At 45.0% G+C, this 17,621-nt stretch carries 20 protein-coding genes and 1 pseudogene; 8 read left to right on the plus strand and 13 right to left on the minus strand.

Annotated elements, in window-relative coordinates:
• Positions 1–28: 28 nt before the first annotated feature.
• Positions 29–211, minus strand: coding sequence for a hypothetical protein (locus NST83_RS15635; RefSeq protein ID WP_342414845.1), 183 nt, complete (start codon positions 209–211; stop codon positions 29–31).
• 350 nt (positions 212–561) lie between these two features.
• Here NST83_RS15635 and NST83_RS15640 point away from each other — a divergent pair, with 350 nt between their 5' ends.
• On the plus strand, positions 562–840 hold the full coding sequence (locus tag NST83_RS15640; protein WP_342414846.1) for a hypothetical protein: 279 nt from the start codon (positions 562–564) through the stop codon (positions 838–840).
• A 32-nt stretch (positions 841–872) separates the two neighbouring features.
• Complete coding sequence (locus NST83_RS15645) at positions 873–1,904, plus strand: glycosyl hydrolase (protein ID WP_342414847.1); 1,032 nt, start codon at positions 873–875, stop codon at positions 1,902–1,904.
• A gap of 73 nt (positions 1,905–1,977) precedes the next feature.
• On the opposite strand, the gene NST83_RS15650 is transcribed toward NST83_RS15645, so the two are convergent.
• The 3 genes from NST83_RS15650 to NST83_RS15660 form a co-directional block, all read right to left on the minus strand.
• Positions 1,978–2,193 (minus strand): hypothetical protein, encoded by a 216-nt coding sequence (locus tag NST83_RS15650; RefSeq protein ID WP_025685324.1) that lies wholly within the window; start codon positions 2,191–2,193, stop codon positions 1,978–1,980.
• Between the two features lie 158 nt (positions 2,194–2,351).
• A complete protein-coding gene (locus NST83_RS15655) occupies positions 2,352–3,455 on the minus strand; it encodes a glycerol dehydrogenase (RefSeq protein ID WP_342414848.1) in 1,104 nt (367 codons plus the stop codon).
• Positions 3,456–3,588: 133 nt separating this feature from the next.
• Positions 3,589–4,137 carry a GNAT family protein gene (locus NST83_RS15660; RefSeq protein ID WP_342414849.1) on the minus strand — a complete coding sequence of 183 codons (549 nt, stop codon included), beginning with the start codon at positions 4,135–4,137 and terminating at the stop codon, positions 3,589–3,591.
• Positions 4,138–4,488: 351 nt separating this feature from the next.
• On the opposite strand from NST83_RS15660, the pseudogene NST83_RS15665 reads away from it, so the two are divergent.
• Positions 4,489–4,656 (plus strand): annotated as a pseudogene (locus tag NST83_RS15665) (excalibur calcium-binding domain-containing protein); the annotation flags it as partial.
• A 70-nt stretch (positions 4,657–4,726) separates the two neighbouring features.
• Here the strand turns inward: NST83_RS15665 and NST83_RS15670 are convergent.
• From NST83_RS15670 to NST83_RS15680, 3 genes are all read right to left on the minus strand, one after another.
• On the minus strand, positions 4,727–5,713 hold the full coding sequence (locus NST83_RS15670; protein ID WP_342414850.1) for a ketoacyl-ACP synthase III: 987 nt from the start codon (positions 5,711–5,713) through the stop codon (positions 4,727–4,729).
• Positions 5,714–5,766: 53 nt separating this feature from the next.
• Positions 5,767–6,117: a hypothetical protein gene (locus tag NST83_RS15675; RefSeq protein ID WP_342414851.1), complete on the minus strand. Its 351-nt coding sequence runs from the start codon at positions 6,115–6,117 to the stop codon at positions 5,767–5,769.
• A gap of 186 nt (positions 6,118–6,303) precedes the next feature.
• A complete protein-coding gene (locus NST83_RS15680; protein ID WP_342414852.1) occupies positions 6,304–6,951 on the minus strand; it encodes a cell wall hydrolase in 648 nt (215 codons plus the stop codon).
• Positions 6,952–7,301: 350 nt separating this feature from the next.
• On the opposite strand from NST83_RS15680, the gene NST83_RS15685 reads away from it, so the two are divergent.
• The 3 genes from NST83_RS15685 (at position 7,302) to NST83_RS15695 (ending at position 9,056) form a co-directional block, all read left to right on the plus strand.
• On the plus strand, positions 7,302–7,973 hold the full coding sequence (locus tag NST83_RS15685; RefSeq protein WP_342414853.1) for a cupin domain-containing protein: 672 nt from the start codon (positions 7,302–7,304) through the stop codon (positions 7,971–7,973).
• 90 nt (positions 7,974–8,063) lie between these two features.
• Positions 8,064–8,294: a hypothetical protein gene (locus NST83_RS15690; RefSeq protein WP_137063729.1), complete on the plus strand. Its 231-nt coding sequence runs from the start codon at positions 8,064–8,066 to the stop codon at positions 8,292–8,294.
• 492 nt (positions 8,295–8,786) lie between these two features.
• Complete coding sequence (locus NST83_RS15695) at positions 8,787–9,056, plus strand: YuzF family protein (protein ID WP_137063731.1); 270 nt, start codon at positions 8,787–8,789, stop codon at positions 9,054–9,056.
• Positions 9,057–9,136: 80 nt separating this feature from the next.
• Here the strand turns inward: NST83_RS15695 and NST83_RS15700 are convergent, their stop codons facing one another.
• Both NST83_RS15700 and NST83_RS15705 read right to left on the minus strand, forming a co-directional pair.
• Positions 9,137–10,324 (minus strand): GH25 family lysozyme, encoded by a 1,188-nt coding sequence (locus tag NST83_RS15700; protein WP_342414854.1) that lies wholly within the window; start codon positions 10,322–10,324, stop codon positions 9,137–9,139.
• A gap of 200 nt (positions 10,325–10,524) precedes the next feature.
• Entirely contained in the window at positions 10,525–11,586 is a 1,062-nt protein-coding gene (locus NST83_RS15705; RefSeq protein ID WP_342414855.1) for a putative sulfate exporter family transporter, read from the minus strand.
• A 118-nt stretch (positions 11,587–11,704) separates the two neighbouring features.
• Between NST83_RS15705 and NST83_RS15710 the strand changes: the two genes are divergently transcribed.
• Together NST83_RS15710 and NST83_RS15715 are read left to right on the plus strand one after the other, a co-directional pair.
• Positions 11,705–12,592 (plus strand): LysR family transcriptional regulator, encoded by an 888-nt coding sequence (locus NST83_RS15710; protein WP_342414856.1) that lies wholly within the window; start codon positions 11,705–11,707, stop codon positions 12,590–12,592.
• Between the two features lie 66 nt (positions 12,593–12,658).
• Complete coding sequence (locus tag NST83_RS15715; protein ID WP_342417969.1) at positions 12,659–13,168, plus strand: STAS/SEC14 domain-containing protein; 510 nt, start codon at positions 12,659–12,661, stop codon at positions 13,166–13,168.
• 161 nt (positions 13,169–13,329) lie between these two features.
• On the opposite strand, the gene yqeK is transcribed toward NST83_RS15715, so the two are convergent.
• From yqeK to NST83_RS15735, 4 genes are all read right to left on the minus strand, one after another.
• On the minus strand, positions 13,330–13,950 hold the full coding sequence (gene yqeK, locus NST83_RS15720) for a bis(5'-nucleosyl)-tetraphosphatase (symmetrical) YqeK (RefSeq protein WP_342414857.1): 621 nt from the start codon (positions 13,948–13,950) through the stop codon (positions 13,330–13,332).
• Between the two features lie 183 nt (positions 13,951–14,133).
• Positions 14,134–15,711, minus strand: coding sequence for a glycoside hydrolase family 43 protein (locus NST83_RS15725; RefSeq protein WP_342414858.1), 1,578 nt, complete (start codon positions 15,709–15,711; stop codon positions 14,134–14,136).
• Positions 15,677–16,681, minus strand: a complete 1,005-nt coding sequence (locus tag NST83_RS15730; protein ID WP_342414859.1) for a pectinesterase family protein — start codon at positions 16,679–16,681, stop codon at positions 15,677–15,679. The genes NST83_RS15725 and NST83_RS15730 overlap by 35 nt, the downstream gene beginning before the upstream one ends.
• Positions 16,682–16,706: 25 nt before the next feature.
• Positions 16,707–17,591 carry a prolyl oligopeptidase family serine peptidase gene (locus NST83_RS15735; protein WP_342414860.1) on the minus strand — a complete coding sequence of 295 codons (885 nt, stop codon included), beginning with the start codon at positions 17,589–17,591 and terminating at the stop codon, positions 16,707–16,709.
• Positions 17,592–17,621: the final 30 nt, after the last annotated feature.

Consider the following 17,621-nt stretch of genomic DNA (forward strand, 5'->3'; position numbering starts at 1 on the left):
TCTCGACTTTATTTCTTAAATGCCATCCTTAGAGCACTCGACCTAAAATAATAATCAACGCAATCACGCCAACCAGAATAAGCAGATTGCTGACCTGACGCCATAAACCAGAGGCTCCCTCAGAGTGAAGCTTCCGCTGGTTGACATCAAAATTCGCTTTGGCTCCTTCAGCATCTACAGGGCTAGAAAATGGTCGGTTATCTTCATTCATGTAAATGACCTCCTTATCAATACCACCTTAATGATACCAAACTTTTCCGCTGATTTCGCGTTGATTTTATACTCATGCTTACTGTATATTTCCCACTGCACCTGCATATTTATGAAGTGTACAACTATGTGTCAATATTTCACTGAATATAGCATATGATGGTGAATCAAGGCAGAGTAGGTATTTTGACACCTTTTATTGCAGGACGGTAGTTATGGTATAATTTAGTCAACTTCATTATGATTGTAACGAAAGTACAACGACTTACCACCTGTATTGAATTCACATCCATGAATCCCCATCCGGTTACAACCTGCATAATCTCACTGTAATTTAGGAGGAGGATACCAATGTCCCCAATCTTTATAGCTACTTTAATGTTAACGGGTATATTTTTACTCCAGGCAGCCATCGTTCTGGGCATCATACACTGGATTTCCAAACGTAGCCGCCGTCCAGCGCAAACCAAAATGGTTCTTATCATGGGTTTGCTTGCGTTGATTTTCGTCTTACTTCTGGTAAATGACTCGATGTATTCACAGGGACCGAACTGGTTGGTCTACTTCTGTTTGCTAGTGATCCTCATTAGCGCATGTATCCAACTGAGAAAACGCAAAGAAAAAATGTAATTTCATCATGATGTCATCAAAGGAGGAGCGCCATGAAATCTCACTCAATACGCTTTTGGATACAAAAGGTGCTACTGCTGCTACTTGTTTTACTATTCAGTGTCTCTCAGCAATCGTTCATTATAGCTGATGCCGCTCCACCTGTTAATTCCCAGGCCTCTGCCAAAGCCAGGCAACTACTTGCCTACCTTTCCAATGTACCAGAGGGTACGCTAATCTCCGGACAGCATGACTACTTGGAGGCACCGGATGAACAAAATAACAAGCTGCAACAAATCAGCGGACAATATGCAGGACTCCATGGCTATGAGTTTGGAGGATTAGCCAATCAGTCCCACGCAGCCTTACAAGAGCAACGTCAGCGTGTTGTGGACAGTGCTATTCAGTGGAGCCAGTCCGGCGGAATTGTAGCTATTACCTTTCATCAAGCGTTACCAGGTAAACCCAAAACGTGGAAAAACGTGCAAACCAAGCTTAGTCAGGCTGAATTTAATCACTACATCACGCCGGGTACCCCGCAATATCGACAGCTGATTGCCGATATTGATGAGGTCGCACTTTCCCTCAAAACGTTGCGGGACGCAGATGTGCCTGTTTTGTGGAGACCCTATCATGAAATGAACGGCAACTGGTTCTGGTGGGGAAACAAACAAAATTACGCCCAGCTCTGGAATGTGATGTATGACCGATTCGTTAATGTTCACCATCTGAATAATCTGTTATGGGTATGGAGTCCGAATGCACCGAACGCATACAGCACACCATACAGTCGAACCTTTCCAGGTATAAGCAGAGTGGATATTCTCGCAGCTGATATTTATAACAATGATTACAAATACTCCTATTACACAGGACTGCTCAAGCTTGCACAAGGCAAGCCAATCGGAATTGGGGAAAGTAATATCCTACCGAACGCCAATGTGTTAAAAAACCAGCCCGACTGGGTCTATGCCATGACATGGGGAAAGGAGCTATCCGCAACCAATTCGCAATCAACGATCAGAACATTTATGAATCAGAATAATATTATCACACGGAACCTTCTCAACGAGGCCCTGCGCTGAAATAACAAAAAAGCTTCAACTTCGCTCTATGAGTGGAATTGAAGCTTTTTTAGGTCTAACCAAGCCAAGCGCTTTAACTATTTCTAATCACTTCTTCCAGATCAATATCGGCGTACGCCTCTTCACCGAGATGCACAGATACAATGGTATAGATCCGCTTGGTCAGTCTCGACATCAGTCGATCTCCCGGCGCTACAGAGTATTCTTCCCGATAATCACCAATTTTGTGAAAACCGCTGGACATATGGATGTACAAACTGCCTCTTCGTGTTTTACCATGTACCAACATCAAATCTCCTCCTGCTGTAACCATTCCTAATTTCATCTGTTACATGTATATCGGTCAGAATCAGATATGATATAAGTCCGCGTTTAAACCAAACGGGCCTGCCAGTAATATGACAGACCCGTTTTTGCAAAAGATATTTTAAGTCTTTAGGGAAAAAACTATCCCTGATAGGATTCTGCAATCGCATTCGCCGCAATGATGGCGTTGTACACGTCAGCAGGACTGACCAGAAACGGCATATTGACCATCGTGTCATTCGATGCACAGGCAGCTTCGGCTACTTGACGCCATTCAGCCTCGACAAACTCCTCTACACCCAGATCACGAAGCGTCAATGGAAGACCTACGTCCTTAACCAGTTTGATGACCGTTTCCAGTTCCTCTTTCGGTGCATTTTCCAGCACCAGCTGAGTTAGCAAACCGAATGTGACCTTCTCGCCATGCTGTGCTTTATGCAGTGAAGGAACAGCCGTCATGCCATTATGAATCGCATGAGCTGCTGCCAAACCACCTGATTCCGCACCAACACCACTCAGATAAATTGTCGCTTCAATGGTATCCTCCACCGCGCGAGTATACACTTTACGATCCACCGCAAGCTTGGCCTTCACGGCATTTTCCAGCAACGTATCATAACAGAGACGGGCCAGTCCCAGCCCTGTGGTGGAAGGCTTGTTCAGTACCAGGTTGTCCCCGTTGGACTGATAACAAGCCCGCGCTTCAAAATAAGTAGCCAGCGCATCGCCGATCCCGGCTGCAAAGAAACGTGCAGGCGCCGCTGCCAAAATGCCCGTATCCGCCAGTACAACGTCGGGATTGGTTGGCAGGAACAAATATTCATCAAAGGAGCCGTCTTTCTTGTAGATAACCGCGAGGGCAGTACAAGGGGCATCCGTAGAAGCAATCGTCGGGAAAATAACGACAGGCAGCTTTTCATAATAAGCCGTTGCCTTAGCGGTATCCAGCGTTTTACCGCCGCCGATCCCTATAATGATGTTAGAGCCATGCTTGCGCACCAATTCCCGGTTACGCTCAATTTCTTCTTTAGTACATTCATATTGGAATTTCTCGAAAATGGCCTGATTGCCAGCCGCTTCAATAGAAGCGCCAGCCTCCTTTTGCGCCTTTTCGAGTATAAACTCATCACAAATAATAAAGGCTCTATCGCCATAATCTTTAATGTAGTCATTTAACGACGAGAGCAGATTCTGGCCAGAAATAAATTTCTTAGGTGAAGTGACGGACCTTACAACGTTTGTCATGTAAATTCCTCCTTAGCTTTGACTCATACCGAAAACACGATGTATCTCAGTATGTGACAATTTAACTATAGACCTCTTTTGACCCTGTTAAAAGACTGTTTATGGAATATTTTATGAACAAATTGTGCAACTCTCAAACTTTAGCGCTTTCATTCCATTCGGAATACAGCATCCCCATCATAATACGGTCATAACTGTTGCCATCACGAAGAACAGCCGAACGAACTCTGCCCTCAAGCTGGAAACCCACCTTTTCGTAGGTCCGAATAGCCTGTTCATTGTACTCAATAACATCCAGACCGACCCGATTCAAATTTAATTCGTAAAAAGCATAACGAAGAATGAGACGCACCGCTTCGGTCCCGTAGCCCTTCCCACGGTAGTCCCCATTGCCAATGCCAACCGCCAACTGGCCGATCCGATTATTCCACTCAATCCCGTGAATGGCCACAAATCCGATCAGGACATCATCCTCTAACGTTCTCAACCGGAAATAGACTTCGCTCGAACTGGGTGAACCTTCCGATTCCATTTGCTTCAGCGTATAAGGAAGTGCCAGATCCGTATCCACATTTCGCAGATACTCCGCGTCCTCTCCCCATTTGAACATCGTTTCGGCATCTCCTTCCCTGACTGCGGATAGTTTAATCCGATCCCCGTAAAATAAATTTTCGATTGTCATGACACTCCATCTCCTGTTTTATGTTGTCCCATTTTCGCTCTAGCTATTATGATATTAAACGTCAGCAATATTAAGCCCCCTCAGGAATTCAATGTATAAACTTTACAAAACAATCGGACAAAATACAAATAAATAGTTATAAACTATCCACTCATCCTTTTTTATAGAAAAATATTCCTGATTCTGATAGACTATAACCAGTCTAATCCCCTACAAATTTGTATAAAGGACCGGGACTATAGTCATGAACAGAAAGGAAGTGTAAGGATGAACAAACAATCCAAAATCGTCTCCATCGCACTGGCATCGGCTCTAGTATTCAGCGTTTCTTTTCAATTCGCCCCCACCGTGGAGGCCAAAAAATCAAAAAAATCCCATAAATCAGCTACGCAAAGCTCCGTCTATTACAAAAACTGTACAGCTGTTAAAAAGGCAGGTAAGGCACCTCTCTACAAAGGTGATCCCGGCTACCGCTCAGCACTCGACCGTGATCATGACGGTGTTGCCTGCGAAAAATAATCTCTCATTACATTTGAATGGGTATTATGTACAAAAAGACCCTGCGGCCGCAAGGTCTTTTTCATATTTCTTAATATTTATACAGCATAGCAACCAACTGATATCCAGCTCCAATTGTCCAGAACAGCACATAATCACCGCGCCGGATGTGACCGGATTCAATGCCTTCATACAAGGCAATGAACGGGCTACTGGTGCCCGTATAACCATAACGGTCACCCACATAGATCATTTGGGCGTCCTCCAGCTCCAAATGAGCCTGTATTTTCAGCACATTCGCCAATGAAAACTGGGACAGGCAATAAGCCCGTACATCCTGAGGCGCCAGTCCGTTCTTCTTCAAAATTCTCTTGAGCAGATCAAATGTGGGGGGCAATGCCATATTGGCATCGAACGGGAGCCACTGAATATATTTTCCGGGTGCATTCCTTTGCAGTGTTGCCGCTAATCCCTGAGCCGGATACAAAATTTTATCTATATTGACCGGGTCGGTAAAATACATGGAATCTATAAAGCCGGTATCCTCTTCTGTACGCTCCAAAATAGCCGCACACGCAGCATCTCCATAGTTAGCATACGTAATTTCATCCTCGGGGCCGGAAATGAGCGAGTTATAATCCGAACCGATAATAAGCGCCGTGCGCACATCGGGATTGGCCAGCATCGCTCGACTAGCTTGATCAACAGCCACCGTCATGCCTGCACAATTCGCGTTAGAATCCATGACAACCACGTCATGCCTGGCCTCAATCGCTTGATGAATAAACAAGGCATTCATTGGAAACAGCGACTCTGGGACTTGGGTGGAAAACACGATCATGTCCACATCACGGCCTGTCATTTGAGCTTGATCCAGCGCTTTCTTGGCAGCCGCGATCCCCATCGTCAAGCCATTCTCGTCCGGGTGATCAATAATGTAACGCTTTTTCCTGCCCATATGTTCCATGAAGCGCCGAATATCTTTGCCCTGTTCGTCAAAATGACGAATATAATATTCGTTATCCACCGAATGAGGCGGATGATACACACCCAATGCCTTTATTCTAATATGGCTCATCAGCAGGTTCCCCCCTACACATCATCTCGCTGTTTATCACCGCTTCAGAAACATTATTGTACGACGATATCTACGTTGTTTAATCCTGCTTCACGTGCAACACGACCAAGTTGCATTTTAATAATCGTTTGTTGAAGGCTGATCACAAAAATCACTTTGGCAAAACCGGTCTCTTTATACCGTACAAAAGAACCTTTTAGTTTTTCTACTTCTTCCGGGCCCAGCAGTGCCATTTGGGTGCAGTCTACTTTGAGTGTAAAGCTGGAAGCCTGAATGGAGGATGTCTTGGATACATACTCCTTGACAAAGTTATCATACTCAGTCGGGCTAAACACACCGTTCACCGCCATATGTACCGTTTTAATGGTTTGATCCACTTCGATGCTGTAAGGACTTTGACTCATTTCAGTAAGACTCCTTTGAATTCAGATTTTTTACTATTAAGAATATCGGAAAAATATGTAGAAATTTTAATATTAAAACAGATAAATCGACACTCATATATTACAAATTTGTGAATATGCAAAAAAGCCGCCACTGCTCCTGGCTACAGAGAGCAACTGACGGCTAACAAGTGTTCTTACGTTGAATTAATTTGTAAACGTATGGCGGCCGAGTGAAATGACAGCCGGACGGCTCTTGCTCCACTTGGCTGTAGCAATGGCCGGATTGTAATAAAACAGGGACCCGTTCGTCGGATCTGCACCATTAAGAGCCTGTCTCGCCGCACGATACGCGGTCTTGTTCGGTTTCAGGCGGTATTGACCATCCTGTACAGCGGTGAACTGGCCTGGCTGCAAAATAACGTCCGGAATCGAGCTTGGAAATTCATTGGACTGCACACGGTTTAATACGACCGCCCCCACGGCTACCTGCCCTTGAAAAGATTCCCCGCGTGCCTCAGCATAAATAATCCGAGCCAGCTGGTCCAGGGCGGTTAAACGCACCTCCCCAAAGGAATCCAGCTTGGCTTGCGTTGCCGCTCCGGCTACACCGTCGGGCGTAAGACCGTAGTCCCGTTGGAAACGGGCAACCGCTTTACTGGTCAAAGAGCCATAATACCCAGTAAAACCGGCTTTAAAATAACCAAGCGAGTGAAGCTGCTGCTGAAGCTCCAGCACCTGCTCACTCTGAGTACCTTTCGACAGCGTTGATGATTGTGCTTGTGCTGGCTCAACTGGCAGCACAATGCCCAGCATACATGCGCAGGACAGGATCAACGTAGAACATTTTTTCATATTCCAGACAACCTCCTCTTTCTTGTTCTGTCCGGTACAACCTTACCGGCCTGTACAACTCAGGGACGTTTATCCGATGAATGTTTCTTGGGCTATAGCTTATGCCTGGCTGCGGAAATGACGCGTTGCTACATTCGGAATCGGACAAGGATGCACTCACACGTCCGTTGCAGTATACCACAAGCCGCATTTACGTATCATCCGGCTCAGGTCCTAAGACTGTGTATACAAATAAACGCTAGCCTTAACGGACTGACTCGTGCCCTATTCCTTGCACACAACTTTGGGCGAATGCATAGGGTAGCTGTACGATCATCAAATTTTGAATAACAGAAAGGCAGGAACCACACGTGGATTCATATATGGATTACACCTCTCCCTCCGCACAATTTACTTATGATGTAAAAGACAATGTTCTATTTCAAAAGGATGCTCAAAACTACATCAACGAGCTTTCGATCCAGCAACTAAATACGTTGGCGAATATATCGCTGCTGGATATTTACCTCAGCACAGCTAACGTCATAGAGCCTCATTACCACCAAAATGCAGCAGAACTGGTATACTGCCTCTCTGGAGCAGTGACCGTGTCACTAATGAACCCTTTTACCCGCGAGTTGCACCATTTCCCGCTCACACCTGGTCAGGTCGCTAATGTTCCCCAGGGATGGTGGCACTACGAGGTCGCCACAATGGATCATACTCATTTGATAGCGATTTTTAATGCTCCCATCCCTGAATTCATCCTCGGCTCCGACATCTTGCGATTAACGCCAAGCAATATTCTCGCTCATACCTACTGCCTGAATGAGAATAAAATTCAGGAAGCGCTCGCTCCTATCAAAAAGCCTGTAATCATCGGTCCGCCTAATGACTGCAAGCACCAGCCAGCTAAAAAGCCGGGAATACATGTGAGACTTGCCGATGCTCCCCCATACCAACAGGTCGCCACGGAAAGAAACTATGCCCCTACAAACGGATATCCCGGCTTCGCCTTTAATCCTTATCATGAATGGACCTAATCCTGCGGGAATGCCCTCTCCCTGTATATTAGCCGTTACCGTTACATCATTCGTCTCATAAAATGCGAATGTACAAGAGGGGGTGATTGAATGGACGCTTATTACAACTGCTTGGGCTGTATGAACAGACGGGTACGTGTTTTGACCATGGACGGACAGCAGCACGAAGGAACCATCGTGAAGGTGGATCGCAATAACGTGTACTTAAAAAGGGAATCAAACGGGCGTGTTCAAACGTCTGCTTTTTATCCTGGCTATGGATATGGTAATCAGCTCTTAACCTTGAGCCTGTTCACCCTGCTGGCAATTGCTTTAATTTAATTAGCTGCTCCACGTCAAGCCCTGTCTACCAAACGATGACACATCTTATGACAGCAACCACCCCCGACAATCATCCGTCAGGGAGTGGTTGCTGCTATTTGGGGTGTTTTACAATCCAAACAAGTCTCTTGAATCCCTTAAAACGCTTAAATCCCCCACCAGCTATGCTCCGGTGAGGGATTTAATACACTCATTTCAAATTAGATCCATAACGACTTGGTGATGATGACCAGCAGAATGAACAGTACCAAGATAGCCCCTGTTGATGTCCAAACTCCGCCTGGGTATCCACCGCCACAACCTCTTTCACATTCACTCATGGATAAGTTCCTCCTTCAATTCAAGGTACATCATAGCTTATGTATTGAGGCTTCCTATGGACCGGGCTTATCGGCAATGATGTGAATCTTTACGTTGATTGGGCATCCGCCTACACCCTTTCTGGGCAGGAGCATAAGATATCACAAATAATCCCCTGAAGGAGTGAAGCAATTGAATCCAAATCAAGCGCTTAATTACAGTATGAACCAACCTTTTCCCCATCACCAGCATACCCCTCATCACATCATGGTGACCCCTGTGGACCCGTATGTGGTAGAAACATTAAAATCGGTCATTGGCAAATATGTTGTACTGGAGACCACTCGTGGCAGAATTGACGGTTGTGTAGTGGATTGTAAACCCGATCATGTCATTTTAGATGTGTATGGAAAGAAATTCTTTGTCCGGATCTGCGAAATCGTATGGATTATGCCCACCTAAGTATTTAAACAATCAGACGCCAAAATCCTCGCCGATCCTATACTGGATTCGCGAGGATTTACTATAGTTACAAGCTTCTACTATTCAATATCTCCCGCCAGCGAAGAACGGAGTTCATCTATTGTTCCATTGAACTCATTCAAATCCACATTACCACGGATACCCTGAACACTGCCTGTGCTACTGTACTGCCATGCCCACCAGTTATCCCAGGCTGGAACTGCAGTCGGTTTTTGAGTGGTGCTGTATCTGGCTACCCACAATTTATACACAGAAAGTGTAGGATCAAACTTGGAAGCAAAGACATTGCCCGTGTATACGATTGGCAGACGTCCGGTAAGCTTCTCCGTTTCATCCAAAAATGCATGAGCCACTTCACTAATTTGCGCAGGAGTAAGACCTTTTGGATTATTTTCATAATCCATCACTGGCGGCAGATCCAGACTGCCGCCTGCTGATTCTATAGCCCTGGCAAAATTAGCAGCTTCCTGACGAGCACCATCCGCAGTTGTAGCGTTCAAAAAGTGATAAGCACCGACCAGTATGTTGGCATCCCTCGCTCCCTGAACATTTGCTAGAAATTGATTATCTTGATATGTTGTCCCCTCAGTAGCCTTGATGAAAGCAAATGTCTTGCCTGCGGCCGCAACCTGCTGCCAATCTATATTGCCATTATAGTGAGAGACATCGATCCCTTGAGCATGTCCGTCAGAAGAGATGACAGGCTCAGGGACAATGGTATCAGGAGCTATAGCAGATGTAACAGGCTCAGTAGATGTTGACTCCAGTGTTGCTTCTGAATCCTGATTCAAAGGAGCACTACTTCCACTTGAGACAGGCGGGGAAGTCAGAAACACCGTTTTTAGCTTGCTGCTCCATGCCACATCAAGACCTGTCTGTTCAGATACAAAGCGAAGCGGAACATAAGTGGTTCCGCCTTTAAGCAATGGAGCTACCGTCAACCCCATTTGAATACCATCGACAGATGCTATGGGGTTATTTACCTGAAGGCTGAGGTTATGATCTCGATCCTGGATCGTTACCGTACTTGTCTTGGAGTCCCAATTGACCTTATAACCTAATTCCTCCACAATGAGACGAAGTGGGACCAACACACTACCCTTTATTTCCTGAATCTGAATTCCCTTCGCAGTACTTAAATCTTTACCATCCAGCTCAATATGTGAGCTTGAAGACGTAGCGTGAGTTTCCCCTGGAAATACCCATAAAAACAGAAATAAAAAAGCCAAAAAATAAATTTTCTTCATTATGTACCCTACCATTCTATAAATTTTCACTGATGAAAATCGTGCAATCTAGTATCCTCAGTACCTGCCATTTTGATAGACGCCAATCATATGTAAAAAGTTACGAATAAGTCATCACATATCTTAAGTTTATCATTTATAGCACTAAAAAGTCTCTACCAGCTACATAGCGAGCAGAGACTTCTTTTTTGTATCCTTATTCACATAGTTAAAAATGTTAAGCTTGCAAGAATGATCGAGGTGATGGACAGCACCAGTAAGGGAAGCACCGCTTTCTCCCGCAAGGTCTTAAAGCTCACATTCAGCCCCATGCCTACCATGGCCATCGTCAGCATAAATGTGGTGATGTGAGAAAATCCGTTCATCAGACTAGAAGGAGCTACAATATATTTTCCCAAAACATAGCTACCGATCAAACTTGTGATGACAAATCCAATGAGAAACCAGGGGAACTCCATTTTCGCATCCGAGCGGATCTTTCCGGTTCGCTTCATCCAGTACATGATCATAAAGCTAAGCGGTATTAGTAAAAAGACACGGCCCAGCTTGGCTAGTAAGCCAAGCGCGAGAGCATCCTGTCCGGCAGGTTCGGCAGCTAAGGCCACATGTGCAATTTCATGCAGGCTGATGCCTGACCATATTCCATATTGCATATCCGTCAAAGGAAGCCACGATCGAAGGACAGTAAATAAAATGGCAAATACGGTTCCGACCAAAGCAATGAGCCCTACTCCTATAGCCGTATCCTCATCCTTGGATTTCAACAGGGGAGAAACAGCAGCAATCGCAGCCGCACCGCAAACACCTGTCCCAATACCGAGAAGAAGCGAGAGCGAAGCGTCAGCCTTAAAGAGCTTGGCCAGCCACATCGTAAACAGGATGGAAAATACGACGGTACCCACATCACGCAGGAGCAAGCCCATACCATGATGAATAACAACATCCATATTGAGCTTTAGTCCGTATAATACGATAGCCCCTCGCAGCAATTTTTTAGCCGAAAACTCAATCCCTGAGCGTAAAGCTTCGGGATATCCCCATAGCTGTCGGTATAAGACAGCGAGAAACATGGCGCAAGCCAAAGGGCCTACATAATGAAATCCAGGTATTTCGTTCAGACCATACCCGACGAAGGCAAATATCATGGTCAGTACAATGCCTAAGATACGTTGGATAAAGCGATTTCGGTTAGAGTGTGGGAAACGCTTTGGTGGTAAACCGGAACGTAGTGAACATTTCATGCGCTTTATGTGACTGCTCATGGTGAATACCTCCAATTCTGTCTTCATAAAGCTTAATGCGTATTTTGTCATAAGAAAAATAAATCATTATAATGGTATCCATAAGTAAATAGGTATGATGAAAATGGAGGAGTCGGCTTTGGATCAATCTTTAATCGTATTTGTTATGGTCGCAGAAAAACAAAACTTCACAAGAACAGCCGAAGAGCTACACATGACACAGCCCGCCGTCAGTCAATACATTCAAACGCTGGAGCGTACCGTGGGAACACGGCTTTTGGAGCGAAGTAATAAATATGTGCGTCTAACCAAAGCCGGTGAAATTGTGTATCATCATGCCAAGGACATCATCCGCCTCCACACCCGAATGCAGTATTTGGTGGACGAGTTGATGAATACGGCAAAAGGCAATCTATCCATTGGCGCAAGCTACACATACGGAGAGTATGTACTGCCGCATGTGATTGCGCAAATGAGAAGTCAATATCCGCTCATTCAGCCCTCCATTAGCATCGGCAACACTCAGGAAATTGAAAGATTGGTGATTCGTAATCAACTGGATGTGGGGATTATTGAAGGAGAATTTCAGCATGACCATTTGTATATTGAACCGTTTGCAGAAGATGAAATGTATATCGTCGTTCCACATCATCATCGTTTGGCTGGTAAATCTCAAGTAGGTTTAAGTGAGCTACAAGAGGACATATGGATCCTGCGCGAAGAAGGCTCTGGAACCCGGGAAGCGGCGGAAAAGATGTTTACACGATTTCAGTTTACCCCTGCTCATATTATGGATTTTGGCAGCACCCAGATTATTAAAGAGTCTGTAGAAGCAGGCTTGGGCATTTCTTTGCTGTCACAGTGGACGATTCAAAAGGAACTCACCTTGGGCACTTTAAAAATGTTGAATATAAGCGGTTTCCCAGTCGTTCGGAAATTCTCTTTTCTGACCCCTTCTGCCGTATTTGAAACGAAAGCGAACACCGTATTTTTAGAGATTTTGCGAGGTTATAATGTGAAAAGGTGAACAGGTACAGCTTCAAGTCCATAGAAAAAGCTCCCCGGAAGGCGCTGGGCTTACTCGAATATATCCATCCATGCCCCTTCGAGCTCTTTTAATAAGGCTCTTTTCGTAAATAATGTTGCTTTATTACGTAAGAATTTTATCCTTATTGATTTTGTGAGGTTTTTACGCATAATTGTAACTAAGGGAGATGGTTCCAAGTTGAGTAAACCTAATATCAGCACAACAGTTTCAGGAGATTTAATTGTTACCCATCTAATTGGCAAGATTAAAACAGATGATGTTAATGAATGGTTTAATGGCTTCGAGCAAGCTTGTCAGCAATTCATTTCCGAGGGTCGGAAATACAAATTGTTGGTGGATAGAAAAGGATACACGCCAGATCATTTTTCTGTTCAAAAAGCATGGAAAGATAAGTTCTTCAATGAAACCATTTTGAATCACAGCAAGGCAATTGCGTTCCTCCTTGAAGAAGGGGAGATAATGAATTATTTACAACAATCCAATACAAAAGAATCCGTAAAATTTTTTGATAATTATGAACAAGCATTGATTTGGTTGAATGAATATCCAATATAAAACCTTTATTGAACCAGTTGCTCTTAATCAACTGGTTTTTTTATGCCTAATGTTGCTGTTGTCATAAAATTCACTTGTTACAAGTTTCCTACACCATTGTTTTTCTTCACAGATTCTTGTCCACACAGATTGCCAGTTCATTGTGAGTCAGCAACAATATTTCAGAAAAGAGCCTTTAATAAAGACTGTCTGGCTTCTAATAACCAAGGATGTACAACCTTCATCTTTTCTTTATTGCTCCACACATGGTTTAAATAAATCATAATCGCTTCATCCAACAAATGATCGTTCACATTCTTCCTTATCTCTTGTACAAAAGGCGCAGCGTGTGCCTGATCCCATGACAATTTGTCTCCTATAAATAAAATTTTATCCATCAGACTCATGGATTTCCACAGCGTCGTGTGACATTCAATCGCATTCAGCAGCATCGAATCCGTTAGTCCAAAAATCTGAATAGTCATCTCTCTGGACAGCTTTTGGTGCAGAATATACGGAAATGCTAATTCTTCTTCAATAATGGGGATATGTAAAGCACGTGCAACAGCTACTTTATCTTCATTAGGAATGATCGTGCCTATATCGTGCAACCACCCCGCCCGTTCAGCTATGAAAGGATCAGCATGGAATTGTAGAGCCAGTGCCTTGGATTCATGGGCTACCCTTGTGCAATGAATCCACGTAGCTTCTGCGTTATGTTTGTTAAAAAGCTTCTCTATGTCCAAAAATAGTTCCCCTGAAAATTCAAGTTCAGCAATGTAATGATGTAAAACAGGATTCATGTATTGTTACCCCTCTTCGCTTATTCCGATGATTTTACTATACATATTGATTACATTATAACTGGACTCGTCCAAAATAATCCAATTTACTTCAGGTTAATGAAAAATTGCAAAAAGCCCCTGCTAAGAACAAGGGCTTGAAGAAAATACCTTGATAAATACTCCTAACGAAAGAAAGGTATTTTAAGAAGATAGATGATCTTGTCCGTGATACAGAAAATGGCTAAAATCGGCGTAGCTGCCTTGAAATTGTTGCATGTCATGGGCGGCAATCCCTACAAAATTCCCTGTAAATCCACCTGATAAAAAGCTGATGTTTTGCTTTTCAAAAAGCGGAGTCCAGGTAGGCTCATTTCCAAGATGGTAATAAAAATGTCCTTGGATTGCATGGACTTCTACGGCCAAATGTATAGGAATATCCTTCTGAAGCGCAATCGACTGAGGGACTAATGTGAATGTATCTGCTTCACATCTCATCATGCGCAGCACTTTCCCTTGTCCCTCTTCATAGCTGACATAGGCATACAGGTAATTTTCATCATTTAGATACAGCAGGAGCCCCGCCATTTGCAAATAGCTTGTAGGTTGATATTCCAACGCCGTTTCTACCCGAAAATGATGATCGGTTTGCCGGATGGCAAGCACATGATGCTGAAACAGACTTTGAATGGATTCTCCAGCCAGAATTCGAAGATAGCCCGGACGCTGGCTCAGTGAGCACCAACGATCATCCGCCAGTATACGCAATGTATTCCATGTTTTATTTAAAACTGGCCCTTCGAAAAAGTCTTCGAATATAAAGCTGTGCTTCTGCCCTGCCGAGAAAGTGGTTCCGATCGGTGCAGGCACTTCTAATTGCGGCGTATTGCCTCCGCCGGTTAATCGCAACCAGCCTTCATCATTCCAGTACACGTGCTGCAAGGCCGTTTCTCGCCCTAAAATGGCATACTTTCCTTCCAATGGACGAGTACATAAATGAGCCATATACCAATCGCCATCTGGCGTCTGTACAAGACTGCCATGTCCTGCACATTGTAAAGGGAGTTCAGGACGATCTCGTGATGTAAGCATCGGGTTATGCGGATCTACTTCATAAGGCCCGGATAGCTGCTTCGAACGGGCTACGGTTACCGCATGTCCCGTACCCGTTCCACCTTCCGCTGTAATAAGATAGTAATATCCGTTTTGCTTGTAGATATGAGGGGCCTCTGTTTTTTTCAAAGGTGTGCAATCAAAAATTTTCACAGGCTCGCCAATCAGTCGCTGCTGCCCGCTATCGTATTCCTGCATAACAATGCCTGAAGACTTATTGCTGTCCACCATGCGGTAATCCCACAATGCATTCAATAGCCATTTACGTCCATCCTCGTCGTGAAATAAAGACGGATCGAATCCACTGCTGTTGAGATATACCGGGTCCGACCACGGTCCATGGATCGCAGGTGCCGTCATCACAAAATTATGAACGTCCTTAAACGGACGTCTGGTGCTCTTCACATCCGTATAGAGCAGATAAAAAAGGTTATCCGCGTAGCTCAGCTGAGGCGCCCAAATGCTGCAATTTTTCGGGTTTCCTTTTAAATCAACCTGATCGGTCAAAATATCCGTACAGTGCTCCCAATAGGCCAAATCCTTGGACTGATACACCCGTACTCCCGGCAGCCACTCAAACGATGACACGACAATATAGTAAGTATCCTCGACTCGTACAATACACGGATCGGGATTAAAGCCTTTTAATATGGGATTTTGGATCATCATGAGAAATGACTCCTCCTTGCTTCCAAAAAGTGTCTCCCTCAAAAACCTGCTCCTTGCTCCACGCTTCTGCTCGTCCTTCAAAACAACCCGCCCACGGAACACGCTGCCTACGCAACGAGGTAACATCGGATACACCATACTCCTGATAGCAAACCGTTTTCTCATTTGCAGCATCGTCCCAATTGTCCCAACCCCGTGGATCAATATGTTCACCCATTTTACAATCCACAAATACGGTCTTGGCATACTCACGCCACGGACGCCCCAAAAATACCGGGGTAATATCAGGCTCTGCGGTTAAGCAGCAATGATTGAATACATAGCCATACGCTTGTCCCTGGGGAGTGGAGGCGGCTGTAATGTAGCTCGTTTGGTTCTCATGATGGCGTAAACTGCGAATTTCGCAATGTTCAAAATAAGCAGTGGCCCCGCCAAAAATGAAGTCTACCGTTCCCTCGATATAACATTGCTGATAAAGCTGGCGATAGTGGGCATGATGTTCTTTCAAATGGATGCCGCCAAACTTTAGCCGTTCTTTCGGTGCCGGAGGCAAGGGACCAGTAAATAACGTATCCTGATGCCCGCGAAAGGTGCAGTTTCTAAAAACCGTTTTATCACAGTGAGCATATACAGCAACAGCCTGCCCAATGGCTTCCCCCTGTCCCGCCGTGTTGGAAATCATGAGATTTTCCAACATCAGATGGCTACCGCCTAAAAATAAAGTGGGAGTCGCAAAGGTCCCTATTTCCTCCCCTGCCTCATCCCGCTCCCTGGCATATCGGTGCATTCGAATGTCTACCTGTCCGATGCCTATGATATGAAGATACGAACGGTAAATTCGCACCTCTTCCTCGTAGGTACCCGATAAAATATACAGCGTTTCCATTTCGTTAGAAGGCGACTGCTCCAATACAGCAATCGCCTCCTGAATCGTATGAAAATCACAAAAGGATTCTTTCCCTACCAGCATGGTTGCCCCAATCCTTTCATTGGAATTACAGATGTTCTGCTAAAAATGACTGCCACGCCGTTCGCATTTCCAGGGTCTCCATATGCCCGCCACCTGCGATCACAGGCTGCCAATGCTCAGGGTGACCTGCTTCCTGATAAGCTTCCAGCAGTCCCTTTGCCAAATGCTCGACCCCCTCAATTGGACACATTCGGTCATTTTGGCCTGTTATGCTCATTCGTGGACGGGGAACAATCCGCTTTTGAATATCCAGCGTGGTAAAATGCTTTAGCAAGCCGGGGACATAGGAATAGAAGCCATGGTGATCCAGTCCCCTTTTGGTGATCAGCGTATGGGCATCTACCTGTCCGCAAATATCAATGGTGACCTGTATTCGCTCATCTAACCCTGCCAGCCACCACGCCATCAGTCCTCCCATCGACATCCCAATCGTTGCGATGCGGGAAGCATCAACATTCTCTCGCTGGCACATATAGTCCACCAAACGACGGTTATCGTACAGCATCATGCCCCACAGCACCTGGCCCTGCCAGAGCATTTCCTTGACCAGCTCGCTCTCGGTTTTACCCCCGCGTTCATTAAAGCCCCACATGTCAATACAACAAGCGCAATAGCCCATGTCTGTCAGGGTTTTAGCAAACGAGGGCTGCTGCAAGTAAGAGCTGCTATGGATAAATTCCTTACGTCCATGGGTATAATTGCCTCCATGCGAATGGTTGAAAATGACCAATGGAAACGGACCGTTTCCTTGTAATGGTGTGGCTATATAAGCTGGCACAAGCTCGATTCCGTTGATGTCCAGCAGAATAGATTCCAGTTGGTATCCCTCTTGTTCCTCTTGCTTTAGCAGGGTGGCTGTAACGGGTCGATCTGCTGGAAGATCTCCCAATAATGCTTGCAGCTTATCCATGTTCTCCCTCCTTCCATGCCCCTCTTAAAT

The organism is Paenibacillus sp. FSL R10-2782 (genome assembly GCF_038592985.1).
GTDB lineage: Bacteria > Bacillota > Bacilli > Paenibacillales > Paenibacillaceae > Paenibacillus > Paenibacillus terrae_C.

Excerpts from the sequence above, each read along its gene's own strand:
- NST83_RS15680 (WP_342414852.1), bottom strand. The coding sequence starts at position 6,951 with ATGAAAAAATGTTCTACGTTGATCCTGTCCTGCGCATGTATGCTGGGC.
- NST83_RS15655 (WP_342414848.1), bottom strand. The coding sequence starts at position 3,455 with ATGACAAACGTTGTAAGGTCCGTCACTTCACCTAAGAAATTTATTTCT.
- NST83_RS15700 (WP_342414854.1), bottom strand. The coding sequence starts at position 10,324 with ATGAAGAAAATTTATTTTTTGGCTTTTTTATTTCTGTTTTTATGGGTA.
- NST83_RS15705 (WP_342414855.1), bottom strand. The coding sequence starts at position 11,586 with ATGAGCAGTCACATAAAGCGCATGAAATGTTCACTACGTTCCGGTTTA.
- NST83_RS15650 (WP_025685324.1), bottom strand. The coding sequence starts at position 2,193 with ATGTTGGTACATGGTAAAACACGAAGAGGCAGTTTGTACATCCATATG.
- NST83_RS15675 (WP_342414851.1), bottom strand. The coding sequence starts at position 6,117 with ATGAGTCAAAGTCCTTACAGCATCGAAGTGGATCAAACCATTAAAACG.
- NST83_RS15640 (WP_342414846.1), top strand. The coding sequence starts at position 562 with ATGTCCCCAATCTTTATAGCTACTTTAATGTTAACGGGTATATTTTTA.
- NST83_RS15725 (WP_342414858.1), bottom strand. The coding sequence starts at position 15,711 with ATGATGATCCAAAATCCCATATTAAAAGGCTTTAATCCCGATCCGTGT.
- NST83_RS15645 (WP_342414847.1), top strand. The coding sequence starts at position 873 with ATGAAATCTCACTCAATACGCTTTTGGATACAAAAGGTGCTACTGCTG.
- NST83_RS15735 (WP_342414860.1), bottom strand. The coding sequence starts at position 17,591 with ATGGATAAGCTGCAAGCATTATTGGGAGATCTTCCAGCAGATCGACCC.
- NST83_RS15690 (WP_137063729.1), top strand. The coding sequence starts at position 8,064 with ATGGACGCTTATTACAACTGCTTGGGCTGTATGAACAGACGGGTACGT.
- NST83_RS15660 (WP_342414849.1), bottom strand. The coding sequence starts at position 4,137 with ATGACAATCGAAAATTTATTTTACGGGGATCGGATTAAACTATCCGCA.
- NST83_RS15635 (WP_342414845.1), bottom strand. The coding sequence starts at position 211 with ATGAATGAAGATAACCGACCATTTTCTAGCCCTGTAGATGCTGAAGGA.
- NST83_RS15730 (WP_342414859.1), bottom strand. The coding sequence starts at position 16,681 with ATGCTGGTAGGGAAAGAATCCTTTTGTGATTTTCATACGATTCAGGAG.
- NST83_RS15670 (WP_342414850.1), bottom strand. The coding sequence starts at position 5,713 with ATGAGCCATATTAGAATAAAGGCATTGGGTGTGTATCATCCGCCTCAT.
- yqeK (WP_342414857.1), bottom strand. The coding sequence starts at position 13,950 with ATGAATCCTGTTTTACATCATTACATTGCTGAACTTGAATTTTCAGGG.